Source organism: Gemmatimonadaceae bacterium, from assembly GCA_036504815.1.
In the GTDB taxonomy this organism is placed as follows: domain Bacteria; phylum Gemmatimonadota; class Gemmatimonadetes; order Gemmatimonadales; family Gemmatimonadaceae; genus PNKL01.
Genome location: DASXUN010000028.1, coordinates 65,280 through 91,250, shown reverse-complemented (window position 1 = coordinate 91,250; position 25,971 = coordinate 65,280). Strand labels below are relative to the sequence as shown.

The following is a 25,971-nucleotide window of genomic DNA, read 5'->3' as shown; positions in this document are numbered from 1 at the left end:
GGTGCGGGAGGAGCCACTGCCGCCCGAGTGCATCATCTCGACGGGACAGGGGACGCTCGACCTGGCCGTTGCCGCCACGCGCCTCGGCGCGTACGACGTGATCGCGCGGCCATATCATCTGGCGGCGATCGAGGCGCTGGTGCGCCGCGCGGCGGAGAAACGCCGCCTGTCGGCCGACAATCGTCGCCTCTCGACGCGCCTGTCCCAGCTCGACACGATGCCGGAGATCCGGACGGAGCACCCGCCGCTCAAGGCGGTGTTGACGCTGGCGGGTCGTGCGGCCTCGACCATGGAGCCGCTGCTCATTCAGGGCGAGGACGGAACGGGGAAGGCCAAGCTGGCACGGTCGCTCCATCGCGCGTCCCCACGGGCCGCCGGACCCTTCGTGGAGGTAGCGGCGAGCACGGTGGCCGCGTCGCGCCAGGCGACGGAGTTCTTCGGCTTCGAGGGCGGGGCGCGCGGTCCGGCGAGTGCGGGCCTCGTGCAACAGGCCGCGGGCGGCACCCTCTGCGTACTCGACGTCGACCAGCTCGATCCGTCGGTACAGGGAACGCTGGCCGACGCCGTCACGAGCGGCCGCTACAAGCGGGTGGGGGCGGCGCGCCGGCTCGATTTCGACGCACGACTGATCGCTACGACGTCGGCCGACCTCCGGAGCGACGCGCGAGGCGGCCGGGTGCGCGGCGAACTTGCGTCGGCGCTCTCGTCCGTCGTCATCGCGCTGCCGCCGCTCCGCGAACGCGCCGTCGACATCCCGATCCTGGCAGAAGGCTTCCTGCGTGAGCTGGGCGGGTCGGTGGCCACGCTCTCGGCGGACGCGATCGACGCGCTGCAGCGTTATCATTGGCCGGGGAACCTGCAGGAGTTGCGCAATGTGCTGGAGCGCGGCGTGCTGCTCTCGCGGGGGGGCGTGGTGGAACTGCAGCATCTGGCCCTTCCGGCGACGTCGACCGGTGCCGAGGGGGCGTTGCCGGTGCCGCTGACGCTGGCGGCGCTCGAGCGCCGCCACATCGAGGCGATGCTGGAACGCACCGGATGGCACCAGGGGCATGCGGCAGAGCTGCTCGGCATCTCGGCGAAGACGCTGTACAGGAAGATTCGCGAATACGGCTTCCAGCGCCCGGGGGCGCGACCATAGATGAAAGTGCTGGTGATCGAGGACGACCCGACGGTTGGCCAATTCGTGAAGCGCGGGCTCGAAGAGCAACGTTGGAGCGTCGATCTCGTGGCGGACGGCCTCGAGGGGGAGCGGCTGGCGCGCTCGCAGCCGTATGACCTGCTCGTGCTCGACATGCGGCTGCCCGGCAAGCAGGGGCTCGACGTCCTGCGCGACCTGCGGTCGTGGGGCTTCGAGCGACCCGTGCTGGTGCTCACGGCGCAGGATGCCGTCGACGCCAAGGTGACGACGCTGCGCGCCGGCGCCGACGACTACGTGACGAAACCGTTCGCGTTCGAGGAATTGCTCGCCCGCGTCGAGGCCCTCGCGCGCCGGCCGCGCGCCCTCGCGACGCCCGTCCTGAAGGTGGGCGGGCTCACGCTCGACCTGGACGCGCGCGAGGTGCGGCGCGACGGCAAGCTGATCGAGCTGACGCCGAAGGAGTTCCTCGTGCTCGAGTACCTCATGCGGCATGCAGGACGGGTGATGAGCCGGACGCTGATCACCGAGTACGCCTGGGGCTACCACTTCGATCCCGGCACGAACATCGTGGACGTCGTGATCAACCATCTGCGCAAGAAGGTCGACTCGGCGAGCGAGAAGAAGCTGATTGCGACCGTGCGCGGCGTCGGCTACGTGGTCAAGGCGTAGGCGCCCGTGTCCTCGATCCGGTCCCGGGTCACCGCGGCCTACGCGCTCGCGCTGTTCGGGACGATGCTGGCCTTTGCGGTGGCGCTCTGGACGGCGCGCCGCGCCGCCGTGCTGCGCGACCTGCAGACCCGCGTGTCGATGCTCGCCGACCTCGGGCACCTCGTGCTGACGCAGGCGGGAACGCAGAACAACCCCGTCGTGGTCGACACCACCGGCTCGCAGCGCGAGCCGGAGCTGCAGCTTCGCATCAAGGCGCGGCTCGACCTCATTCCCGATTACCTCGTGGTCACCGACTCGGCGCACGCGCTGTACCTCTCGGCGGCGGCGCAGGCCCTGCCGCCGGATGACCTCGATGCGCTGCTGCGCACCGTGATGCGGCTCTCCGAGGACACGCTCGTGGCCACCGTGCGCCTCTCGGCGGACAAGGTGCTGCTGGTGGCGCGCTTCGAGCACGGCGAGGCCGGCCCGGTGCGTCGCGTGGTGGCCGGCAGCTCCGCGGCGTCCACCGAGTTCATCGGGAGCGAGCAGTTCGGCGTCTTCGTGCTCATCGCGCCGCTCATCGTGCTGCTGTCGGTGCTGGTGGCGTTCATGATCACCGGACGGGCGCTGCGGCCGGTGGACGAGATCATCGGCGACGTCTCGGCCATCACCGACGGACGCTCCCTGCACCGCCGGCTGCCGCAGGCCGAAGGCGACGACGAACTGGCGCGGCTCTCGGCGACGCTGAACGCGATGATCGCGCGCCTCGAGCAGTCGTTTGCGGGGCTCCGCCGGTTCACGGCGGACGCGAGTCACGAGCTCAAGACGCCGCTGACCGTGCTGCGCGCCGATCTCGAGCGGGCCATGTCGGCCGGGCCGCGATCTAATGAAGGACTCGTGGCGCTCGAGGAGGCGCTGCAGGAAACGACGCGCATGGCCGACCTGGTGGAGTCGCTCCTGACGCTCGCCCGCGCCGACGAGGGGCGCTTCGACCTGCACCGCGAGCCCGTGGCCCTGGGGCCGCTCGTGGTGGACGTGCTGGAGACCGCGCAGATCCTCGGCGAAGAGGCGGGGCTCAAGGTGGGCGTGGAGGCGCTGGAAGACGCGACCGTGATGGGCGACGCGCTGCGCCTCCGGCAGCTGCTCCTCAACCTCGTCACGAACGCCGTGAAGTACACGTCGCGCGGCGGCCACGTGGACATCTCACTGCTGCGCCGCGGCGACACCGTGGAGTTTGCCGTGCGGGACACCGGCGTCGGCATCGCCGGGGCCGACCTGCCGTACGTCTTCGACCGCTTCTGGCGGGCGGACCGGGCGCGGTCGCGCACCTCGGAGCGCTCCGGCGTCGGGCTGGGGCTCGCCATCAGCCAATACATCGCGCACGCGCACGGCGGGTCCATCACGGTCGCGTCGCGGCTGGGGCGCGGGTCCACCTTCACGGTGTCACTGCCGCTGCGGGCGGACGAAGCGGCGAGTGCGCCAGTCGAGGACGGGGCGCCGGATCCCGAAAGCAAACCGTAACATCGCGTTAAGCGAAACTTAATGTTGCTGCGGTTACTGCCTTCATCTCTCGGCTCTAGAATGACATGCACGAACCGCCGTACCAGATTCACCGCAGCCACACACGGGGTGCGTAGTGTTCAATAACCTGCTTGAGTCGAAAGCGCAGAAGCAGCCGTTCTTCGGCGGAGGATTCTTCTCCGGCGTCGCGCACGTCCTGTTGGTCTATGGGGCGATCGTCGCCACCGCCAATGCCGGCCAGAAACTGCGCGAGGCGAAGGAGCAGAAGGTCGACTTCGTCGAAGTGAAGAAGGAAAAGCCGAAGGAAGCGCCCAAGGAGCAGCCGAAGATGGAACAGGCTGTGCCGGTCGTGAAGGGCTTCCAGGTGCTGACGGCGCCTATCAACATCCCCGACGTCATCCCGGAGATCGACCTGTCGCGTTCGGTGACGAACGAGGCGGACTTCTCGGGCAAGGGCGTGCAGGGCGGCGTCGCCAACGGTGTGAAGGGCGGTATTGTCCCGGTCGAGCAGGGGCAGACCTACTTCGAGTTCCAGGTGGAGAAGCCGGTGGTGCAGGCGCCCGGATCCGCGGCGCCCCGCTATCCCGAGATTCTCAAGTCGGCCGGCGTGGAGGGCGAGGTGCTCGCCCAGTTCACGGTCGACACCACGGGACGTGCCGAAACCGGCTCGTTCAAGGTCCTCAAGACCTCGCACGAACTCTTCGCCCTCGCCGTGAAGAACGCCCTCCCGGGCATGCGTTTCCTCCCGGCCGAGGTCGGCGGCAAGAAGGTCAAGCAGCTCGTGCAGCAGCCATTCGTCTTCGCCATCCAGAAGTAGCATCACCACCACTGAACCACTGAACCGCGGGAGCCTTTCTCTATGTCATTGATCGAACTTTGGCACTCCATGGGCATGTTCGCCAAGGGCATCGTCTACACCCTGCTTATCATGTCGGTGTGGTCGCTGTCCATCATGGTGCAGAAGTGGTGGTACCTGCGCACGGCGCAGGCGCAGACGCGCAAGTTCGCGCCTGAGTTCTCGCAGTTCCTCGAAGAGGACAACCTCAACGAGGCCATCAACCTGGCCGAGAACTACAAGAAGTCGCACGTCGCCAAGGTGCTCGGCGGCGCGCTCGCCGAGATCAAGCCGCTGATCCAGGACGGCTCGGTGACGGTGTCGGACATCAACTCGGCCGAGCGTGCGGTCGAGCGTGAGATGCTCATGCAGATCGTGCTGATGAAGCGCAGCCTGGCGATGCTCGCGACGACGGGCGCCACGGCGCCGTTCGTGGGCCTGCTCGGCACGACGATGGGCGTGGTGAACGCGTTCCAGGGCATGGCCGCGGGTGGCGGTGGCGGCATCAGCTCGATCGCGGCCGGCATTTCCGAGGCCCTGATCACGACGGCGTTCGGCCTGCTCGTGGCCATCCCGGCGGTGTGGGCGTTCAACTACTTCCAGACGAAGATCGACAACATCACGGCTGAGATGACGTATTCGTCGAAGGAAATGATCGACTACCTCATCAAGGGCGTGTCGGGCGAGTTTGGCCGTTCGCGTTTCACCCGTGAGTTCAACACGGCCGCGCAGAACGCCGGCAAGTCCCCGGTCTGACCTGACCTCCCATCCTTTATAGGAGGACGGCCATGTCAATGGCAGTCAGCGGGAAAAGTGATGTAAAGGCGGAACCGAACGTCACGCCCATGATTGACGTGATGCTCGTGCTCCTGATCATCTTCATGCTCGTCATTCCGGCCATCAACGCGGGCTTCAACGCCGTACCGCCGCAGGGCCAGAACCTGAAGCCGCATCCGGAAGAGGATGCGGACCAGGTGCTCGGCATCGATGCATCGGGGCAGTACTACCTGAACAAGAAGCAGATCAAGAACGAAGACCTCGCCGGGCTGCTCAAGGCGATCTATGACGAGCGCACGGAGGACAAGATCATGTTCCTCAAGGCGCACAATCAGCTCAAGTACGAGAAGGTGATCGACGCCATTGACATCGCCGCCAAGAACGGCGTGCGCGTCACGGGCATGATCACGGACCAGATCCCCGGGTCGAAGTCGCTCGTGGAAACGGACAACTTCTCGCCGATGGGTGCCAAGGGAGGCAAGCCATGAGCATGTCAACGGGTGGCGGCAGCAGCGGGCTGAACTCCGAGCCCAACCTGACGCCAATGATCGACGTGCTGCTGGTGCTGCTGGTCATCTTCATGATGATCATCCCGATGAGCCGCAAGGCCCTGGATGTGCAGCTCCCAGATCCCACGCCGCAGGACAAGGACGCGAAGCCCAATCCCGACCAGATCGTGCTGGAAGTCCTTCCGGGCGGGAACTTCGCGGTCAACAAGGAACCGCTCACGAGGGAGAACCTCTACCGTCGGCTCAAGGAAGTGTACGATCCTCGCCCCGACAAGATCATCTTCGTGAAGGGTGACCCGAACGTGGTCTACCAGGATGTCATCTTTGCCATGGACCAGGCGCGCGGTGCCGGCGTGAAGGTCATCGGTGTGCCGCCCAAGGCGGCGCCGGAAGAGCCGGCGAAGTAGGCAACCCGGTTTCAATCAGCGGGTATCAGTCGACGGGCGAACCCTTCGGGGGTCGCCCGTCGTACTGTTTGGCAGGGGCGGGCGTCCGGCCGCCCCTTGCCCAGCCGAAAACCGTTGTAGGTTGTATTAGAAGGACGGTGCACCTCCGCCGCCGGCTTTGGCCTTCAACCCCGATTGCCCCTCGTGACTGTCCCGCATCTCCGTCGACCGTTGCGTCCCCCGGTTGGTCTTCCCATTCGGGAAGAGGGGAAGGCGCGTGGCCTGGCGATGTCGATCCTGCTGCACGTCCTCATCCTCTTTCTCCTGGCGGGGCCCGTCTTTGTCCATGACGCCCTGCAGGCGACGCGGGAGGGTGCGGGCGGCCCCGGGCCAGCGGGTGGCGGCGGTGGCGGGACGCGCGGCACGGGCGGCCTGGTGAAGGAGACTGTGCGCTTCCTCCGGGTTGCGCCGGCCCCCGCGCCGGTGACCAAGACCGAGGCGCCGGTGCCGAAGCCCATCATTCCCCCGCCGCCTCAGCAGAAGCCGGAGCCGAAGGCCGCGACGGTGGCGCCGGCCCAGCCCGAGGTTAAGGATGCCAGCCTGGTGTCGGGCGTCGGCGGCGGGTCGGGCAACGATGGCACTGCGGGGTCGGGACCCGGTTCGGGCGGCGGGGTCGGGTCGGGGGTCGGGACGGGGCGCGGGTCCGGGATCGGCCCCGGCACCGGCGGTGGTACGGGCAAGGTCTATCCGCCCACGCCGACCAATCTCGTGATTCTCCCGATTCCGGTGCCGGCCAAGGTGCGGCCGTACAAGCTGGTCGCCTTCTTCGACGTCGACGAGCGCGGCAACACGACACTGCTGTCGTTCAATCCGTCGAAGGACGCGGGTTACAACAAGAAGGTTCGTGAGATGCTGCTGGAGTTCCGCTTCCGGCCGGCGGTACGCGCCGACGGGACTCCAGTGAGAGACACCACTTGGATCTCGGCGGAAGCGCCCTAACTACAGAAAGACAACAGAGAAACAACAGAGAGACAACAGAGAGACAACAGGGGGTGACGCCGGGGTGGGTCACCCTTCGTGCATCCTGTGACCGTCGACTTCGCTTCCATTCCGCAAACATTAGAGGGATCCCGCCTCGCCTCTGGCCCAACTCCATCCCCGCGCCTAACTTAGGCGGGTTCTTGCCGGTCCCCGTGGCATGGCTTCACCCTCGTCGTCGAGGCCCTGAATGAGCGACCACTCCGCGTCCGCCGGTTCGCATCAGCACTCGGACTTCGTGAAGGCGATGACGCTCACGGACGCCACCATGCTGGTGGCGGGTTCGATGATTGGCTCCGGCATCTTCATCGTCTCGGCGGACATCAGCCGCACGCTCGGATCGCCGGGGTGGCTGCTCCTCGCGTGGGTCCTCACGGGCGTGATCACGGTGCTCGGGGCCCTCGCATTCGGCGAACTCGCGGCGATGTATCCACGCGCCGGTGGCATGTACACGTTCCTGCGCGAGTCGATGGGCCCGCTGATGGGCTTTCTCTACGGGTGGACGCTGTTCATCGTGATCCAGACGGGAACCATTGCCGCGGTCGCGGTGGGCTTCGGCAAGTTCCTCGGCGTGCTCTTCCCGTTCTTCACGGCCGATCGCTGGTTCCTGGCGTTCGACATCAACACGGGCGGGACGGTCCTGGAGTTTGGCCTGTCGTGGCAGCGCGTGGCCGCGCTCGTGTCGGTGTGGGTCTTCACCTGGGTCAACCTGCGCGGCGTCAAGGAAGGGAAGTGGGTGCAGACCATCCTCACCTTCGTGAAGACGGCCTCGCTCATCATCCTCATCCTGCTCGGGCTCACGATCGGGCGGAACGCCGAGGCGGTCGCGGCCAACTTCAGCGGCGGCAACCTGTTTGCGGGGACGCCGGATCTCGGTGCGCTCTTCGTGCTCACGTTTGGCTCCGCGCTGGTCGGCTCGCTCTTCTCGGCGGACTCGTGGCACGCGCCCACCTTCGCCGCCGCGGAAGTGCAGAATCCCTCGCGCAACCTGCCGCGCGCCCTGATGACCGGCACGATCATGGTGACGGTGCTCTATGTCCTCGCGAACGTGGCGTACCTCGCCGTCCTTCCCATGCACGGCGCCGCCGACGGCGCCACGATCATGGCGCGCGGCATCGACCATGCGACGCAGGACCGCGTGGCGACGGCGATGATGGAGAGCATCTTCGGCGCCAACGGCGCGCTGATCATGGCGGGCGCGATCGTGATCTCCACGCTGGGCTGCAACAACGGCCTCATCCTGTCGGGCGCTCGGGTCTACTACGCGATGGCGAAGGACGGCTCGTTCTTCGCGCGCGCCGGCGTCCTGAGCCGGCACGGCGTGCCGGCCTTCGCGCTCGTCGTCCAGTCCATCTGGACGAGCGTGCTCTGCCTGACCGGCACGTACAACCAGCTGCTCGACTACGTGATCTTCGCCGCGCTCATCTTCTATGCGCTGACCACCGTTGGGCTGTTCCTGCTGCGGCGCCAGCGCCCGGACGAGCCGCGGCCGTATCGCGCCATTGGCTACCCCGTGCTGCCGGCGCTGTACGTGCTGGCCGCGTCCGGCGTCGCCGTCACGCTGCTGCTGGCGCCGAAGACGAGCGTGCAGGCCCTGACGGGGCTGGCGATCGTGCTGCTCGGCGTCCCCGTCTACTACTGGTGGCACCGCGGTGCTCGCGCACCACAGGCCGGCTAGCCAGGCCGCGCGGCGCCGAGCTTGAGGAAACGCATGCGACTGTTCTCCCGCAAACCGATCGCCGATCTCCTGCCGGACGAGGGCGACCAGACGCCGCACCTGCGGCGGGCGCTGGGGACCGCCGACCTGGTGATGCTGTCCATCGGCGCCGTGATCGGGGCGGGGATATTCAGTTCGATCGGCACGGCGGCCGCCGGACAGCTCGCCGCCGACGGCGTGACCGTCATCCGCTTTGGCGCGGGCCCGGCCCTGGTGGTGTCGTTCATCCTGCTCGGGCTCGTCTGCGCGCTGGCCGCGCTCTGCTACGCGGAACTGGCGGCCATGATCCCGCAGGCCGGGAGCGCCTACGCGTACTCGTACGCGACGCTCGGCGAGCTGATCGCGTGGATCATCGGCTGGGACCTGATCCTCGAGTACGCCGTCGGCAACGTAGCCGTGGCCATCAGCTGGAGCGGCTACTTCGTGTCGCTGGTGAGCGGATTCGGCATCGACTTTCCGGGCTGGCTGGTGCACGGCTATCGCGAGGTGATGCTCGCGGCGCCCGATTCGCCGCTGAAGGCGCTGCTCGGAAGCGCGCCGCACGTCTTCGGCGTCCCCGTGCTGCTGAACGTGCCGGCCTTCGCCATCGTCGCCGCCATCACCTGGCTGCTCGTGCTCGGCGTGAAGGAGAGCGCGCGCGCCAACAACGTGATGGTGGCCATCAAGCTGGTCGTGCTCGCCGTCTTCGTGATCATCGGCGTCCAGCACATCAACCCCGCCAACTACCATCCGTTCGCCCCCAACGGGTTCCGCGGCATCCATCAGGGCGCGGCGATCGTCTTCTTCGCCTATATCGGCTTCGATGCCATCTCCACGGCGGCCGAAGAGGTGCGCGATCCGCAGCGCACCATGCCGCGCGGCATCCTGATCGGGCTCGCCATCTGCACGCTCATCTACATCGTCGTGGGCGCCGTCGCCACCGGCCTCGTCCCGTATCAGCAGCTCCTCGCCAACGATCCGCTCGCGGCGGCGTTCGACCGGGCTGGCCTGCAGCGGTTCAGCTGGTTCATCTCGCTCGGGGCGGTGGTTTCGATGAGCGCCGTGCTGCTCGTCTTCCAGTACGGCCAGCCGCGCATCTTCTACGCGATGGCGCGCGACGGCCTGCTCCCGCCCTGGGCCGCGAAGATCCACCCGGAGTACCGCACGCCCCACATCACCACCGTGCTCACCGGCGTGTTCGTGGCGGCGTGGGCGCTGGTCGGGGACGCCGGCGAGACGTATGACCTGACCAACATCGGGACGCTCTTCGCCTTCGCCATCGTCTGCGTGGGCGTGCTGGTGCTGCGCCACGTGGATCCCAACCGTCCGCGTCCGTTCCGCGTACCCTTTGCATGGGCGGTCTGCCTGCTGGGGGCCGGCGCCTGCCTCTTCGTGATGAAGGGGCTGCCGCGCGAGGCGTGGGTGCGCTTCGGATTCTGGCTCGTCGTCGGGCTCGCGCTCTATTTCGTCTACGGTTTCAAGCACAGCCGCCTGCGGTTGGCGGAGCGTTCCGAAGTGCGGTAGCTCGCGTGCGCGCGTCGACGCGCGCACCGGGTCGTCCGTTCGGCATCACCTGACATTCACCTGCTGGGTCTTTCCAGTTTGAGGACCGCATGAAGAAGCTGAGTTCTACGCAGTGGATCGGCGTGTCGATGGTGGTCGGCATCCTGCTCGGCTACCTGTTCCCCTCGGCGGAGTATCCGGCGCTGTTCACGGCCGCGAAGGCGACGAGTTCCGTCTTCCTGCGCATGATCAAGTCGCTCATCGTGCCGCTGCTCTTCTCGACGCTGGTGGTGGGCATCGCCGGGCACGGCGACGACATGAAGAAGGTGGGGCGCCTGGCGTTCCGCTCGATTCTCTACTTTGAAATCGTCACGACCATCGCGCTCTTCCTCGGCCTGGCGGCGGTGAACCTGGTGAAGCCGGGCGCCGGTGTGAACCTCACCGGCGCGCAGACGGCCACCGCGAGCTCGCTGGCGCAGACCAAGGTCACGTTCAGCGGCGTCATCGAGCACATGGTGCCGCAGAGCTTCTTCGAGGCGGCGACGCACAACGAGGTGCTCCAGATCGTCTTCTTCGCGATCCTCTTCGCCATCGGCGTGTCGCGGACGAAGGGGAAGGCCAAGCAGGTGATGCTCGACTTCTGCGAGTCGCTGAGCGAGGTGATGTTCAAGTTCACCGGGCTCGTGATGTCCTTCGCGCCTTTCGGCATCGGCGCGGCCATCGCCGTCACGGTGGGCCAGAGCGGGTTGAGCGTGCTCAAGAGCCTCGCGATGCTGGTGGGGACGCTGTACGGCACGCTCATCGTCTTCGTGTTCTTCGTGCTGGTGCCGGTGGCGCTGATCGCGCGCGTCCCGATCCGCCGCTTCTGGAGCTTCATCAAGGAGCCCTGGCTCATCGCCTTCTCGACGGCGTCCTCCGAGGCGGCGCTGCCGCTCGCCATGGAGGAACTCGAACGCTTTGGCCTGCCGAAGCGCATCATCGCCTTCGTGCTCCCCACCGGATACTCGTTCAACCTCGACGGCTCGACGCTCTATCTGGCCATTGCGTCGGTCTTCGCGGCGCAGGCCGGCGGCATCGACATGAGCTTCGGCGACCAGCTGCTGATGATGCTGACGCTGATGCTGACGTCGAAGGGCGTGGCGGCCGTGCCGCGCGCCTCGCTGGTCATCCTGTCGGGCGCGCTCACGATGTTCAACCTGCCGCTCGAAGCCGTGGCGGTGATCCTGGGCGTGGATGCCATCATGGACATGGCGCGCACGTCGATCAACCTGGTCGGCAACTGCCTCGCGACCGCGGTGATGGCGCGCTGGGAAGGTGAGTTCCCCGACCAGCCGCCCGCGGCAGCGTCCGCGTAGCGCCCCTCACGGGGAAGCGCGCGGTGCGGGGCCAAGGCTCTGCACCGCGCGCGACGGTTGGCTCCCACGTGTGCGTGACGCCACCATCACGGCGCCATGGCGGGTGGCTTCTCGCGGTTCCAGACGAAGCGCTTGAGGAAGCGGTCCGTGCGTTCCCACGTGTCCACCCAGTTCTTGTGCAGCATCGACTCGTGCAGGTCGTCCGGAATGATGATCATCTCGTGGTAGATGTTGCGGGCCCGCAGGAGCTGCACGAGACCGACCGTCTGCGCGAAGTCCACGTTGCGGTCGTCGTCGCCGTGCACGAGCAGCACCGGCGACTTCCAGCCGTCAATGGCCCCGACGGCCGACGACTTGAAGGAGAGCGCGGCCGTGTCGAGGTTGGTGCCGTAGAGGTGCACGCCGGCGTAGTCGACGCCGGCCACGAAGATGTCACTGTTGCGGGCGAGCGCCTGCGACGTCAGCAGGCCGCCGTACGACAGGCCCCAGATGCCGACGCGCGTGGGGTCGACGTCGTCGCGTCCCTGCAGGTACTTGCCGCCGGCGACCACGTCCTGGTACTCGCTGTTGCCAGCCGCCTGCGCCCCGGGAGCGTTCTGGAAGGAGCGCCCGTAGCCGATGCCGCGGCGGTAGTTGATGGACAACACGATGTAGCCCTGCGCGGCGAGCCACTGGTTGTAGGCGTACGCCCAGTGGTAGAACTCCATGTAGTGGTAGCCCGGGAGCATCTGCCGGATCGGGCCGCCGTGCACGAAGACCAGGGCGGGGCGCTTCTCGCCCGGCTTGAGATCTTTCGGCAGGAAGAGCTGGTTGCTGATCGCCTGGCCATCTGCCGCCTTCGTCCAGACGATCTGCGGCTTCTCGTGCGCGTCGCGCGGAAACGCCTTGTCGAGCACCGGGAAGATAGTCTTCGCCTTGTCCGAGCCGGTGGCGACCAGTCCCACCGACGCCGGCGTGTTCCAGTCGAAGTAGAGCACCGCAATCGCCTTGCCCGACGGGAGGTGCACGGGCGACGTCTCGATTCCCTCGCCGGTCGTGATCTGCCGTGGCGTGCCGCCGCTCACCGGCACCGACCAGATGTGGCGGCGCTCGATGTCCCTGGCGTTGGTGCTGTAATAGAAGGTCTTGCCGTCGGCCGACAATTCCGCCGAGCCGACGCCTTCGATGAGGCCATCGGTGGTCGTCAGCAGGACCGGATCCTTCGCCGGGTTCGCAAGATCGATCGAGAACCAGCGGTCCCATTCGTCGTTCGGCATCGTCGCGGGGAAGACGACGTGTCCGGCGGCGTAGCGCATGCCGTTGAGCGTGGTGAAGGTCCGGTCGTCCGGCTGGTTGTGCCAGACTTCCCTGGCGATGCGCGTCTTCACGTCGGCAACCATCAGCGACAGCGTGTAACCACCGGCGAAGCGCGCCGCGAAGAATCCGGGACGCGCCGCCACTTGCGGATTCACCGCCGTGACGGCGCCGCGACCACCACCACCACCGCTACCACCACCACTACCGAAGCCGAATCCGCCGCCGCACGGCGGACCGAAGCCGCCGTTGCGCAGGCGCTGCAGCACCTGGCTAATGTTGGTCGCGGTGCCGGCCGATTGTCCGACTCCCATCCCCTGCTGCTCCTGCAATCCGAACGGCGTCCCCGGACGGCGCGTGAAGACGATCGCCTTCGAATCATCGGTCCAGACGGGATTGCCGTCGCAGTCCACGCTGGGATCGACATACGCCAGGGTGCGGCTCTTGACGTCATAGACCGCGATGAACGCGTGGTGTTCGCGATCGCTCACGAAGGCGATCTTCCGGCCGTCGGGTGACCACTGCGGATTGCCCTGGCGCCCCCACGCCGTGATGAACGGTTTCTCGCCGCGATCCATCGCCGTGCCGGGCTTCACCGGGACAACCGGGGCGCGGTAGATCTGCCCGTCCTTCACGTAGAGCACCGCCTTACCGTCAGGAGAGAGGGCCGGGGCGGCCCCCACCGCCACCTTCCACGCCGGCGCGCCGCCCGTGCTGCGCACGGCCCAGATGGCGCGCTCGGGTCCGTTGGGATCGTGCGACGGGTTGGCCACCCAGTCCCGCGAGTTGGTCGCCGAGCCGCGCACGAAGATGATGATGCTGCCATCATCGGAGATCGAGATGTTCGAGATGTCGAGGCCGTCATCGGCGGTGAACCGGGTGAGGTTCACCGGTTTCCAGGATGGCGCCGCCGCGGTGTAGACATTTCGCATGCCGCGCTCGTACGTCTTCCAGGCAACCCGGTCAGCCTTCGCGGCCGACGTCAGCGAAAGCGGTGAGGCGACATTGAAGTAGGGCTCGAACCTGGTGTTCGTGAGCAGGTCGGTGCGCTGGGCGGCCAGCGGCGATCCAGCCAGGGTGGCGGCAGCAACGATCAGCCAGCGGTGCAAGCGCGACATGCGGCCTCGGGTGCGGACGGTTGAGGGTAGGTGCGAACCGCGTTCCCAGAAGGTACGAATGTGCCGCCGCTGGCGTTGGAGCCCGCGCGCGAAGCTCAGCCCCGCGCCTTCGCCGCCTGCAGGGCCATGCGCACCGCGCCGCGGGCCGCCACCACGGGTTCCGTGCGCACGACGGCGCCGGGGACGGCGCTCTTGAGGCGCGTTTCCACGAGTTTGCGCAGGAAGGAACCGCGCTCCATCAGGCCGCCGGCGAGCGCCACGGGAATGGCGGCCCGCTCGTCGGCAAAGAGCGTTCGTGCGAGCGCTCGCACGTGCGTCACCAGTTCCTCGGCGGCGAGCGCGAGCAGCGAGTTGGCGCGCTGGTCGCCGGTGGCGGCCACCGTAATCACCGTCCCCGCAATCTTCGCCAGCGCCGCCGGATCGGCGTGCGCCGCCCAGAAGACCAGCCCGTCGCTGCTCTCCAGTTCGAGCGCCGTCAGCACCGCCGGCAGCAGCGCGGTCTCGGGCTCGCGCCCGTCGGCGGCGGCCGCCACGATGCTCAGCGCACGGCGACCGATCCACGCGCCGCTCCCTTCGTCGCCGATATTGAGGCCCCATCCGCCGCAGCGGTTGAACTGCCCGGTTGGCGAGCGTCCGAAGCACGACGATCCGGTGCCGCTCACCAGCAGGATGCCGGGCCCGTCGCCGAACGCGTCTTCGAGCGCGATCGTCGCATCGGGTTCGATGATCACGAGGTCTGCGACCTCGAGGCGCACCAGCGCCTCGCGCACCGCCTGCCGCTCGGGCTCGCGTCCGGCGCCGGCCAACCCGGCGCACAGCACGCGGGGCACCTCGCCCGCCCGGCCGCCCGAGGCGAGCGCCTCGGCCACCGTCTGCGCGATCACTTCGGCCGCTTGCGTCGTCTGTCCCGGGCGCGCGGCGCTGCCGCCACCGGTGGCCGTCGCGACGTCATGCCCCTGATCGTCGGCCACGATCACCTTGGTCTTCGTGCCGCCGCCGTCTACGCCAACAATGAGATAGCTCATGAGGTCCGGAGAATGGCCGCGTGTCGCGGTCCGTTCAAGGGGAAAGGGGCGCCGCCCCATCGGACGGCGCCCCGCACGGTCAGCGCGCCGCCGCCCGCTTGCCGAACAGCGAACTGACAGTCCCCGCCGTCACCGTGATCGTCGTGCCGATCAGCACGTACCACGGCCACGCGATGCTGCCCAGCGGGCCGAGCGTGCTGGCCAGCGCGGGATACGCCGCCGACAGCGGCTTCGCGAACACCACGAACGCCATCACGGCGATGCCCACCGACATGCCGGTGATCGCATCGCGCTGGTTCGCGCGCCTCACGAAGATGCCGAGGGCAAACCCGCCGAGCAGCGCGCCCTGCGTGAAGGACGCGATGGACAGCGCGATGACCACCACCGGCGTCCGGCCCTCGGGGAAGAGCAGGGCGCCAAACGTCAGGATGCAGCCCCAGATGAGCGCGAACCAGCGGCCGGCCTTGAACGTTGCGGCCTCATCCGGCTTGTGCCTGGTGAGCGGCACGTAGATGTCGTGCGTCGTGGTCGCCGCCAGCGAGTTGATGGCGCCCGAGTGCGTGCTCATCGTCGCCGCGAGGATCGACGCCACCAGCAGGCCGATCAGCCCGTGCGGCATGCGCTCGAAGATGAAGGTCGGGAAGATCGTGTCGGGGGCGGCCGTCGTGCCGGGATAGTACTTCCACAGGCCGAGGCCGACCGTCAGGAAGAGCGTCATCAGGACGAGCACGGCGATGCCGCTGCCGATGATCGCCTTTTGCGCGTCCCGCAGCGACCGGGCCGACAGCATGCGCTGCACGATCGTCTGGTCGGCGCCGTGCGACGCCATCGTCAGCACCGCGCCGCCAAGGATGCCCGCGAAGACCGTGTGCGGCCGGTCGAAGCCCGTGTAGAAGTCGAAGACGCGCAGCTTGTTCTCGGCCGTGGCCGACGCCAGGATGGCCGGCCAGCCGCCGTCCACGGCCTGGCCCACGATGTACGCCGCGGCCAGTCCGCCCGTCGCGTACACTCCCGCCTGCATCAGCTCGGTCCAGACCACCGCGCGCATGCCGCCCTGATACGTGTAGATGATCGTCAGCACGCCGAGCACGATGATCGCGGCCGGCATCACGTACTCGCGCGGGAGCGCGGGGCCGATCACGATGGCGATCGGGATGGCCGAGGCGAAGACCCGCACCGAGTCAGCCATGCCGCGCGTCGCCATGAACACGATGGACGTGAAACGGCGCGCCTGCGGGCCGAAGCGCGTCTCCAGCAGTGCGTACGCCGTGACGAGGTTGCCCTCGAAGTAGCGCGGCAGGAGCACGGTCGCCACGACGACGCGCCCGAGCACGTAGCCCATGCACACCTGCAGGAAGCCGAAGTCGCCGATGATCGCGAGGCCGGGCACCGAGATGAACGTCAGGGCGCTCGTTTCGGCGGCGACGATGGAGAACATCACCGCCCACCACGGAATGTTGCGGCCGGCGACGAAGTAGTCTGTGGAATTCTTCTGGTTGCGTCCGAGCCAGACCCCGAGCAGCGTCGTGCCGGCGAGATAGGCGACGAGGACGATCAGGTCGAGGATACCGAACCGAGTCCCGGTCACCAGGTGCCCCGCGTGGAATGGCTAGTCGACGACATACGCCTCCATGGCGAAGTACTCGGCAAGGCCGAGCTGATCGAGGATCGCTGCGGTGTCCTTGTTGCGCTGCTCCACGCGCTGCCAGAACTCGCGGTCATCCTGCCCCGGGAACGGCATCGAGTCCTTCTGGCTCTGGTGCTTGAAGATCGCCTGGATCTTCAGGCGCAGCTCTTCCTGCGACATCGGCACGAGCCACGTGGCCTCGGTCACCGGCCACTCCTGCCAGGCGCCGCGGTACAGCCAGACCTCGGGCGCCAGCGAGACGCGATGCTCGCCCGTGCGGTGCGTCTGCGGTCCGCGGGGACGCCCCGGCCACAGTTCCGCCACCGCGGCGTCGATGGCCTCCTTGCACATGCGGTGCGTGCCGTGCGGATCGGAGAGGTCGCCGGCCACGAAGATGTAGTCGGGGTTCGTCTCGGCCAGCAGCTTCTTCACGATCTTCACGTCGGCGGGGCCGATGGGATCCTTTTTCACCTTGCCGGTCTGGTAGAACGGCAGGTTAAGGAAGCGTCCGCACGACGCGGGCAGGCCCACCGTCTCGAGGCCGCTGATCGCCTCCGCCTCGCGGATGAGCCGCTTGATGTCGGCGACCTCGGGAATGTCCACGTCGCCCGGCTTCTTGGACGCCAGGAAGGCGTGCACCTTCCGGGCCATCGCCTTCACCTCGGAGCCGCCGATGCCGCTGTCGCGCTGCATGCGCAGCAGGAAGTCCACGTGGCGGCGCACGTCGTGGTCGAAGACGGCGATGTTGCCGCTCGTCATGTACGCCACGATGATCTCGTTCTTGTTCTCGGTGAGCTTGCGCAGGATGCCGCCCATCGAGATCACGTCGTCGTCGGGATGCGGCGAGAAGCAGACGACCTTCTTGCCGTGCGGCAGCTTGCTCTTGCCGCGAATCTTGGCGCCGAGCTCGTTGAAGACGAGGCCGTTGACGGCGCCGGGGCTGCCGTGCCGCGCGACGAGCGACGACAGCTGGTGCTCCGCATAGTCCTGCTGCGTGAGCTTGAGGATCGCCCGGTTCACCTTGCGCGACAGCCACGTCACGGCGTCGAGCGTGCGCGGCAGCGTCCACTCCACCTCGTCCAGCAGCCACGGGGTGGCGATGCGCGTCAGCTCCCCGGCCGCCGCCGCGTCCACGTAGAACGTCGTGGCCGGATGCCGCTGCAGGAAGGTTGCCGCGACCTCGGTGAGCACCGGCCCCTCGACGGCCCGGCGCACCACGCGCGCCTTGTGCTCGCCGGTGGCGATGATGATGATCTCGCGCGCCGCGAAGATGCTCGCGACGCCCATCGTGATCGCTTCGCGCGGAACGAAATCCTCGCCGAAGAAGTCGGCGGCGGCATCGCGGCGCGTCACCGTGTCGAGGTGCACCAGGCGCGTGCGGCTCTGCTCGCCCGAGCCCGGCTCGTTGAAGCCGATGTGGCCCGTCTTGCCGATCCCGAGGATCTGGACGTCAATGCCGCCGGCGTCGCGAATGGCCCGCTCGTACCCCGCGCACCACGCCTCGAGCTTGTGCCGCGGCACGGTGCCGTCGGGGATGTGCACCTTCGTCCGATCGGCGTCGACGTGGGCGAAGAGGTTCTCCCACATGAACCGGTTGTACGAGTGGATGTTGTCCGGGCCCATCGGGTAGTACTCGTCCAGGTTGAACGAGATGACCCGCCGGAAGCTGAGCCCCTCCGCGCGATGCATCCGGATCAGCTCCCGGTACACCCCGATCGGCGTCGAGCCGGTCGCGAGGCCCAGCACGGCGTCGCGGCCCTCGGCGTTGCGGCTGCGAATGACATCCGCGATCCGCCGCGCCACCTGCACGGCAATCTGGTGGTGGTCGTCGAGGACGACCGTGGGAATGCGTTCGAGCGCAGTGAGGGCGCCAGAGACGCGCGAAGGCCCGCGAGATTCCGCCGGGGCGGTCTCGCGGGCCTTCCGGGCATCTGTGGCGTCGTGGCGGGTGCCAGACGTCATCGCGAAAGACTCGTGTTTATGCCGAGAACGAACTGCCGCAACCACAACCGCCGGTTGCATTGGGGTTCTTGAAGGTGAAGCCCGACCCCTGCATGGACGTCACGTAGTCGATCGCGACGCCGTTGAGATATTGCATCGAGAACGGGTCGACGAAGACGCGGTAGCCATCCTGCGGCAGCACCGTGTCGTCGTCCGCGGCCTGATCCTCGATCAGCAAGCTGTATTTGAACCCCGAGCAGCCACCCGGCTGCACGCTCACGCGGAGGCCGCCCACGTCGGGCGACACGCCTTCAGCCGCCATGAACTTCTTGACCTCGGCGCTGGCGTTGGCAGAAATCGACAGGGCGATTTCGGGGGCGTTCATCGTGCTCATGAGACACTCCAGGTTTTGGGGGGCGGCGAACCGCCTGTTGCATGGCCGAAATCTAGTGGGATCGTCGGGGGGGTTCAACGGCCTGACGTCACGGTAGGCGCGCCGCCGACGCCAGCGCTTCCGCCATGTCCGCCACGCCCTGCCGCACGCCGCCGATCCTGGCGTTCTGGCGCGTCGGGTTCACCCGGTTCGTCAGCAGCACCACGAACAGGTCGTTCGCCGGATCCACCCAGATGCTCGTTCCCGTGAACCCCGTGTGGCCGAAGGCGGGGCGCCGCATCACGCGTCCGGCCGAATTGACGCCGTTTGGCGTCTCCCAGCCGAGGGCGCGATTGGAGAACGTCGAATCCTGCACCGTGGTGAAGAGGCGAATCGTCTCCGGCGTCCAGATGCGGGCGCCGTCGAGCGTGCCGCCGTTCAGGTAGGCCTGGCACAGGCGCGTGACATCGTGCGCGGTGGAAAAGAGCCCCGCGTGCCCCGACACGCCGCCCAGCACGAAGGCGTTCTCGTCGTGCACCTCGCCGCGGATGTGGCGCTGGCGCCACGGGTCCACTTCGGTCGGCGCGATGCGCGCGAGGAGCGACCGGTCGGGATTGAACTGGGTGTCCGTCATCTTGAGCGGGCCAAACACGTGCTCGCTCGCATACGCGTCGAGCCGCTGGCCGCTCAGGCGCTGCACCACCTGCCCGAGCAGGATGAAGTTGAGGTCGCTGTACAGCATGCGCGCGCCGGGCAGCGTGTCGAGCGCCGTCTGGAACACCATCTGCATCGCCTGTTCGGCGCTGGTCGCTTCCTTGTACAGCGGACGCCACGACGGCAGGCCGGACGAATGGGTCAGGAGGTGCCGGATCAGCACCTTCTCCTTGTTCGGGCCCTGCCAGTCGGGAAGGTATTTCTGCACGGGAGCGTTGATGTCCACCTTCCCGGCATCCACCAGCGTCATGATGGACGACGTGGTGGCGGTCACCTTCGTGAGCGACGCCATGTCCCACAGCGTCCGGTCATCCGGCGCCGGCGATTCCTTCCAGTCGAGGTGGCCGGCGCTCACGGTCGCGAGGACGCGGTCGCGCCGTCCGACGACGGCGATCGCGCCGGGGAAGGCGGAGTCGCGCACGGCGCGATCGAGCAGGTGCTGCAGCGAGTCCTTCATAACGGTCGGAAGCGCTTCGGCGGAGAAGGGGAGGACGCGCGGAATGCCGTCGCCGCGCGCATAGAAGCCCGGGAGCGAGATCGGCGAACGGCCGCTGATCGGACGACGGCCGGCGATGGCGAGCGCCGAGGCGTTCTCCATCGTGACGCCCGTGCCGAAGGCCATCGCGTAGGTCCCGACGTTCTCGAACTGGCGGATCACGTACGGATTGCCGTGCGACACCATCACCACCGGCGCGACGGCGGCCACGGAATCGAGCCACTGCGCCACCTGCGGCGCGATGGCAAGCTTGCCCTCTCCTTCGATCGTCCGGCCGTGCGTGCTGAAGACCACGCGCCGCATCCCGGCGCCCAGCGAGTCCAGCTCGCTGCGCGGGGTGCGCGCGCCGACGCGCTGGACGCGCGTGCCGCTCCCCAGCGCGCCGCGCAGCGTGGCGGAGAACGCGCGGCCCGCCGCGATGTCCTGCTCCGGGGCGTAGGTGAGGATGAGCGTCGGTTCGCCGCGTGCCATCGGCACCAGGGCCCCGCGGTCACGCACCAGGGTGATGGCGCGCTCGGCGATCTCCGACGCGAACTTGCGGTGCGCAGCGGCCCCGACGGAGTCGCGCAGCGTCTCGAGCGAGACGAACGGCTGCTGGATCACGCCGACGCGCAGTTTCATCTCAAGCAGGCGGCGCACCGACGCGTCGATGCGGGCCATCGGGATCTCGCCGCTCTCCACCGCGGCCACCACGGCGTCGATTGCGCGCCGGATGTCGGTTGGCTTGAGCAAAACGTCCGCCCCGGCCTTCACGGCCGCCACCGCGCTCTTCTCCACCGTGTAGCCGCCGCCGATGCCCTCCATCGACAGGGCGTCGGTGTACGCGACGCCCGTGAAGCCGAGGGTGTCGCGCAGCAGCCCGGTGATGACGTCCTTCCGGAGCGTCGCCGGCGCGTTGTCCTGACCGATCGCCGGGAGCGCGATGTGCGCCGACATGATGGCCTGGACGCCCGCGGCAATCGCCGCGCGGAACGGCATCAGCTCCACCTGGTCCAGCCGCGCCCGTGTGCTCTTCACGACCGGCAGCGCGAGGTGCGAGTCGGTGTCGGTGTCGCCGTGCCCCGGGAAGTGCTTGGCGGTCGCCACCGCCCCGGCACTCTGCACCCCGTGCACGAAGGCGGCGGACATGGCGGCGACCGCCGCCGGATCCTCGCCGAACGAGCGGGTGTTGATCACCGGATTGGCGGGGTTGTTGTTCACGTCCACCGTCGGCGCGAAGACGGTGTTGATGCCCACGGCCATCGCCTCGCGGCCGATGATCTCCCCGGCGCGCCGGGCGAGCGACGTGTCGCCGGTGGCCCCAATCGCCATGTTGGCGGGAATGACCGTCGCCGAGCCCGCGCCGTACGTGTATGGCGCGAAGATGCCGCCCTCGAGTCGGCCGAGGTTCGGCTCGAGATCCGAGTGCACGAGCATCGGGATGCGCGCGAGCCGCTGCAGGTCGTTGAGCTTGGCCGCCACCTCGATCGGGGTGCCCAGCGACATGGTGATGCCGCCAACGCCATCCTGCTCCACCCACCGGCGCACCTCCACATAGCTCGGGTCCGAGGTGCTGGTGTAGTCGCCCAGCACCCAGGCCGAGGTCATCTGGCCGACCTTCTCGCGCAGGGTGAGACGGGCCAGGGTTTGCTCGATCCACGTCCGCGCGGCATCGTTCAGCGGCGCGGTCAGCGAGGGCGTGAACTTCGGCGCCGTCGGACGGGTTACATCTGGGGAGACCGTGGCCGAGGGACGGAATCGGCCACACGAAGCCGCGGCGAGCGCGGCAAATGCCACTAGCGAGGCGAGACGACGAGCGTGCATCGGACTTGGGCGTGGGGAGTCGGAATGGCCTTCTTGGCGGCCTGTGCTTCGTCTGGGCCGCCCAGAGAAGATGCGGGTCGGGCGCGTCCGGAGAAAGTGCGGGCCAGCATGACCGTGCTCGTGGAAGACAGCCTGCGCCTGCTCGCCGGGCGCGGCGTGCTGTGGATCACCGAGCGTCCCGACGCGGGCGATGGCTTGCCGAGCCCGGCCGAACTGCGCGATGACGCGCGAGTCCGGCGCATGAACGTGCACCTGCTGGCCGTGCTCAGCCCGGACTCGGCCCTGAGTGACGCCGCGTGGCGCGGCGTCAACGGCGCCGTCATCGACCTGCACGATGGCGGCTTCGCGGCGCGCTCCGCCCTCACCAAGCTGCAGCGGCTCGTGGCGATTGCGGCGTCGCACAAGGCGCGCGTCGTCGTGCTCGACCACCCGCCATCGCTCGGGGCTGACGTCAACGACGGGCCGATGTGGCACCCCGTCGCGGGAAGTGATGTCGCGGTCCCCGTCCGCTACGGCCTGTCCGTCGGTGAGATGCTGCGGGTGCTGGCGCCGACCCTGCCCGAGGACGCCGACCTGCACGTGGTGCCGGCGCGGGGCGTGCGGCGTTCCAGGTTCTGGGGGAACAGCAGCAAGCTCCCGTGGTCGTCGCCGGTCAGCGAAGTGCGGTCGGTGGACGACCTGCTGCTCGCGGCGTCGCTGCTCCCGCTCGAAGGGACGGCGCTCTCCATCGGCCGCGGCACGGCGTATCCGTACGCGCAGGTCGGCGCCCCGTGGATGAATCCCAAGCGCGTCCTCGACGAACTCGCCGACCGGCCGCTCCCCGGCCTGCGGTTTACCGAGGAGCATTTCACGCCGCACGCGCCATCCGACGGCAAATTCGACGGAATGACGGTGCCGGGGATCCGCATCGAGGTGGTGGACCGGGAGCGCGTGCAGACAGGCCGCCTCACGCTCGATCTTGCCTGGGCCGTCTGGAAGGTGCACGGAGACGCGCTGCGCCTCGCGAACGCGGCCAGCGCGACCGGGCTCGGCCCGTCCCTCGCCCTGGTCGCGCGCGGCGCCGACCCCGACTCGCTCGTCGATGCGAGCCTCTCGGCGCTCGTCGCATTCCAGAAGAAGGCCCGCACGCTGCAGATGTATCGGTGACAGCCGCGCCCGCATCGGGGAACTTCGTACGCGCCTTTGAGTTGATCCCGTCGTGATGGTGGCTTACAATCATTTCACGTGATCCGGGTGAAAAGACACCCGGACGCGTGCGGTGCGGCGTACCGCGCTCGGTTTGCCCCGTTCACTGACCTGTGATGCGATCGCTCTGGGACTTGGTCGTTGCTGGCTATCTGCGTGTCGTTGAACCCTTTATCGGGTTCCTTGTGCGTCGGCGGGTCAGTCCCAATACGCTCACGACCATCGGCACGCTCTGCACCTGCGCCACGGGCATCGCGTTCGCCGCGGGACACATCCGCACGGGCGGCTGGATCCTGGCCGTCACCGCCGTCTTCGACCTCGCCGACGGCGCCGTCGCGCGGCGCACCAATCGCAGCACCGTCTTTGGCGCCTTCTATGACTCGACGCTCGACCGGGTGGCCGATGGCTTCCTGTTCGGCGGACTGATCTACTTCTTCGCCGCCGATTCGTGGCACCGTTCGATGCCGATGGTCGTCGTGGGCCTGCTCGGCATGGTCTCCACGTTCACAGTTTCCTACGCGCGATCCCGTGCCGAAACACTCGGGATCACGATGAAGGGCATCGGCATGATGGAGCGCGGCGAACGCATCGCCTTGCTCGCCGCGCCCCAGGCGCTCTTCGGGCTGGCGCTCGACGGGCTCGTCCTGCGACTCGTCTTCTCACTCCTGTCGGCCAGCGCGCTGGTTACGGCCGTGCAGCGCATCACCCATGTTCGTCTGGCGACGCAGCCATCGGATGACGCCGTCGCGGCGCCTCCGCCCGCGACACCCTCAGCGCCCTCGGCCGCCGAACCGGCGGCCGAAGCGCCCCCTTCCTGATCTCGACTTCAGCTCTGGGATAACGTGACCACTGTTCCCGCGACCATCCGCCCGGCCACTGGCAAGCTCGGCATCCTCACCCCCGGACTCGGCGCCGTTGCCACCACCTTCATCGCCGGCGTCGAGAGCATTCGACGCGGCCTCAGCAAGCCCATCGGCTCGCTGACGCAGATGGCGACCATCCGGCTGGGCCAGCGCACCGCGAAGCGTTCGCCGCTCATCAAGGATTTCGTGCCGCTGGCCGGGCTCGAAGACATCGTCTTCGGCGCCTGGGATCCCATCCCCGACGATGCGTACGCCTCGGCCAAGAATGCCGGCGTGCTGGAGGACCGCCATCTCGAGCCGTTGAAGGACTTCCTGCAGGCCATCAAGCCGATGCCGGCCGTCTTTGACCAGCACTACGTCACGCGCATCCACGGCACGCACATCAAGAAGGGACCCACCAAGCGCGACCTGGCCGAGCAGCTGCGGCAGGACATCCGGGACTTCAAGGCGAAGCACGGCTGCGACCGCCTGGTCGCCGTCTGGTGCGGCTCGACGGAGATCTACATCGAGCCATCCGCCGTGCACGCCACCATCGAGGCGTTCGAGAAGGGGATGGCAGAGAACCATCCCGACATCGCGCCGTCCATGCTGTACGCGTGGGCCTGCCTGATGGAAGGCGTGCCGTACAACAACGGCGCACCCAACCTGGCGGTGGACACGCAGGCCCTGCAGGCGCTGGCGCTGCGCGAGGGCGTCCCGATCTCCGGCAAGGACTTCAAGACCGGCCAGACCTGGATGAAGACGGTGATCGCGCCGGCGCTCAAGGCGCGCATGCTCGGTCTCGAGGGCTGGTACTCGACGAACATCCTTGGCAACCGCGACGGCGAGGTGCTCGACGATCCGGCGTCGTTCAAGACGAAGGAAGCGTCGAAGCTCAGCGTGCTGCACACCATCCTGCAGCCTGAGACCTATCCCGACCTGTACGCCGGCTTCTCGCACGTCGTGCGCATCAACTACTACCCGCCCCGCGGCGACAACAAGGAAGGCTGGGACAACATCGACATCGTCGGGTGGATGGGCTACCCGATGCAGATCAAGGTGAACTTCCTCTGCCGCGACTCGATTCTCGCGGCCCCGATCGTCCTCGACCTGGCCCTCTTCAGCGACCTCGCCCGGCGCGCGGGGATGAAGGGGATTCAGGAATGGTTAAGCTTCTATTACAAGTCGCCGATGGCCGCTGCGGGCCTGCACCCGGAACACGATCTTTTCATCCAGCAGACCAAGTTGAAGAACACGCTCCGCCACCTGATGGGGGAGGAGCAGATCACTCACCTGGGGCTGGAGTACTATCCATGATCCTGTTGCGGCGCTTGGCCCTGTTGGCGTTTGCCGGCGCGGCGGCCTGCTCGCCGCCCGACCGGCCGAACACCGACATTCGGCTCTGGACGCAGGACTTCGAGATCCGGGCCTGGAGCGACGTGACGCCGCCGGTCTCCTTGGAGCCGATCCAGTACACGATTGTCGTTCGCGACAAGAAGACCAAGGAGCCCATCGCGGACGGGCAGGGACGCATCTACGTCACCAATGCCGACGGCATCACCAAGTGGGATGGCTTCCGGTATGGGCCGGAGGTCGGTACCTATCACGCGACGCTGATGTTTCCGGCCGCCGGGGAGTGGGCGTTGGGTATCCAATTCCGTCGCGACTCCACGCAGCTGCTCCAGAAGACCGTCGAAGACTGGCGGCAAACCGTTTACGTGGGTGAGGAGTACGGCCCGAGCGCCACACCCGCTCAACCGGCCGCGCCGGCCGAATCCAAGAAGCCCTGAGACCCTCATGAAGCACTTTCATCGCACCACCGTGCATCCCGACACCGTCCTCGCCGAGGCCGATGCCTTCTTCGCGGAACTCGGGATGAAGCTCACGCATACGACCAATCGTTCGCGCACGTACCGGGGCGTCGTTGGCGCGCCCGAGGTTCCGGCGACGCTCGACCTTTCCGTGAAGATGGAAGGCGGGCACTATACGTTCGTCGAGGGCGCCACCGACCAGATGGGCGAGAGCCGCCTGGACCGGAACGTCAAGAAGTTCTTCGTGCAGCTGCACACGCAGACGGACAGCCGGCGCGCGATGACGGGGGCTTTCTAGCGCATGTCGGGTTCGGGCACGGCGCCGATGCCGCGGGGA

22 protein-coding genes are annotated in these 25,971 nt (G+C 67.9%); 16 read left to right on the top strand and 6 right to left on the bottom strand.

The genetic code is table 11. From position 1 onward, the window contains the following. The 11 genes from VGJ96_14010 to VGJ96_13960 all read left to right on the top strand — a co-directional run. Positions 1–1,138: sigma 54-interacting transcriptional regulator (locus tag VGJ96_14010; protein HEY3288229.1), on the top strand; the 1,138-nt coding region annotated here is incomplete at its 5' end. Further along, entirely contained in the window at positions 1,139–1,807 is a 669-nt protein-coding gene (locus VGJ96_14005; protein ID HEY3288228.1) for a response regulator transcription factor, read from the top strand. A 6-nt stretch (positions 1,808–1,813) separates the two neighbouring features. Next, positions 1,814–3,307: an ATP-binding protein gene (locus VGJ96_14000; GenBank protein ID HEY3288227.1), complete on the top strand. Its 1,494-nt coding sequence runs from the start codon at positions 1,814–1,816 to the stop codon at positions 3,305–3,307. A gap of 115 nt (positions 3,308–3,422) precedes the next feature. After that, the gene (locus tag VGJ96_13995) at positions 3,423–4,124 is read left to right on the top strand and encodes an energy transducer TonB (GenBank protein HEY3288226.1); all 702 of its coding nucleotides are present in this window, start codon (positions 3,423–3,425) and stop codon (positions 4,122–4,124) included. Between the two features lie 42 nt (positions 4,125–4,166). Further along, positions 4,167–4,898: a MotA/TolQ/ExbB proton channel family protein gene (locus VGJ96_13990; GenBank protein ID HEY3288225.1), complete on the top strand. Its 732-nt coding sequence runs from the start codon at positions 4,167–4,169 to the stop codon at positions 4,896–4,898. A gap of 32 nt (positions 4,899–4,930) precedes the next feature. Continuing rightward, positions 4,931–5,407, top strand: a complete 477-nt coding sequence (locus VGJ96_13985) for a biopolymer transporter ExbD (protein HEY3288224.1) — start codon at positions 4,931–4,933, stop codon at positions 5,405–5,407. Further along, positions 5,404–5,835: a biopolymer transporter ExbD gene (locus VGJ96_13980; protein HEY3288223.1), complete on the top strand. Its 432-nt coding sequence runs from the start codon at positions 5,404–5,406 to the stop codon at positions 5,833–5,835. Before VGJ96_13985 ends, VGJ96_13980 begins: the two co-directional genes overlap by 4 nt. 267 nt (positions 5,836–6,102) lie before the next feature. Then, a complete protein-coding gene (locus VGJ96_13975) occupies positions 6,103–6,813 on the top strand; it encodes a hypothetical protein (protein HEY3288222.1) in 711 nt (236 codons plus the stop codon). A gap of 229 nt (positions 6,814–7,042) precedes the next feature. Next, positions 7,043–8,530 carry an amino acid permease gene (locus VGJ96_13970; protein ID HEY3288221.1) on the top strand — a complete coding sequence of 496 codons (1,488 nt, stop codon included), beginning with the start codon at positions 7,043–7,045 and terminating at the stop codon, positions 8,528–8,530. Between the two features lie 33 nt (positions 8,531–8,563). Beyond that, on the top strand, positions 8,564–10,072 hold the full coding sequence (locus tag VGJ96_13965; GenBank protein ID HEY3288220.1) for an amino acid permease: 1,509 nt from the start codon (positions 8,564–8,566) through the stop codon (positions 10,070–10,072). 89 nt (positions 10,073–10,161) lie between these two features. Next, positions 10,162–11,406: a dicarboxylate/amino acid:cation symporter gene (locus tag VGJ96_13960; GenBank protein ID HEY3288219.1), complete on the top strand. Its 1,245-nt coding sequence runs from the start codon at positions 10,162–10,164 to the stop codon at positions 11,404–11,406. 86 nt (positions 11,407–11,492) lie between these two features. On the opposite strand, the gene VGJ96_13955 is transcribed toward VGJ96_13960, so the two are convergent. The 6 genes from VGJ96_13955 to VGJ96_13930 form a co-directional block, all read right to left on the bottom strand. Beyond that, entirely contained in the window at positions 11,493–13,817 is a 2,325-nt protein-coding gene (locus tag VGJ96_13955; GenBank protein HEY3288218.1) for a prolyl oligopeptidase family serine peptidase, read from the bottom strand. A gap of 95 nt (positions 13,818–13,912) precedes the next feature. Next, positions 13,913–14,842, bottom strand: a complete 930-nt coding sequence (locus VGJ96_13950; GenBank protein ID HEY3288217.1) for a BadF/BadG/BcrA/BcrD ATPase family protein — start codon at positions 14,840–14,842, stop codon at positions 13,913–13,915. A 79-nt stretch (positions 14,843–14,921) separates the two neighbouring features. After that, positions 14,922–16,430 carry a sodium:solute symporter gene (locus tag VGJ96_13945; protein HEY3288216.1) on the bottom strand — a complete coding sequence of 503 codons (1,509 nt, stop codon included), beginning with the start codon at positions 16,428–16,430 and terminating at the stop codon, positions 14,922–14,924. Between the two features lie 21 nt (positions 16,431–16,451). After that, entirely contained in the window at positions 16,452–18,431 is a 1,980-nt protein-coding gene (nagB, locus tag VGJ96_13940) for a glucosamine-6-phosphate deaminase (protein HEY3288215.1), read from the bottom strand. Positions 18,432–18,447: 16 nt separating this feature from the next. Further along, positions 18,448–18,804 carry an iron-sulfur cluster assembly accessory protein gene (locus tag VGJ96_13935; protein HEY3288214.1) on the bottom strand — a complete coding sequence of 119 codons (357 nt, stop codon included), beginning with the start codon at positions 18,802–18,804 and terminating at the stop codon, positions 18,448–18,450. An 88-nt stretch (positions 18,805–18,892) separates the two neighbouring features. Continuing rightward, complete coding sequence (locus tag VGJ96_13930) at positions 18,893–21,796, bottom strand: glycoside hydrolase family 3 N-terminal domain-containing protein (protein HEY3288213.1); 2,904 nt, start codon at positions 21,794–21,796, stop codon at positions 18,893–18,895. 108 nt (positions 21,797–21,904) lie between these two features. On the opposite strand from VGJ96_13930, the gene VGJ96_13925 reads away from it, so the two are divergent. From VGJ96_13925 to VGJ96_13905, 5 genes are all read left to right on the top strand, one after another. Next, complete coding sequence (locus VGJ96_13925; protein ID HEY3288212.1) at positions 21,905–22,942, top strand: exo-beta-N-acetylmuramidase NamZ domain-containing protein; 1,038 nt, start codon at positions 21,905–21,907, stop codon at positions 22,940–22,942. Between the two features lie 224 nt (positions 22,943–23,166). Next, positions 23,167–23,799 carry a CDP-alcohol phosphatidyltransferase family protein gene (locus VGJ96_13920; GenBank protein ID HEY3288211.1) on the top strand — a complete coding sequence of 211 codons (633 nt, stop codon included), beginning with the start codon at positions 23,167–23,169 and terminating at the stop codon, positions 23,797–23,799. Positions 23,800–23,823: 24 nt separating this feature from the next. Then, the gene (locus tag VGJ96_13915) at positions 23,824–25,140 is read left to right on the top strand and encodes an inositol-3-phosphate synthase (GenBank protein ID HEY3288210.1); all 1,317 of its coding nucleotides are present in this window, start codon (positions 23,824–23,826) and stop codon (positions 25,138–25,140) included. Further along, a complete protein-coding gene (locus VGJ96_13910; GenBank protein ID HEY3288209.1) occupies positions 25,137–25,613 on the top strand; it encodes a hypothetical protein in 477 nt (158 codons plus the stop codon). The genes VGJ96_13915 and VGJ96_13910 overlap by 4 nt, the downstream gene beginning before the upstream one ends. Positions 25,614–25,620: 7 nt before the next feature. Beyond that, positions 25,621–25,932 (top strand): hypothetical protein, encoded by a 312-nt coding sequence (locus VGJ96_13905; GenBank protein ID HEY3288208.1) that lies wholly within the window; start codon positions 25,621–25,623, stop codon positions 25,930–25,932. The last annotated feature ends 39 nt before the right edge of the window (positions 25,933–25,971 follow it).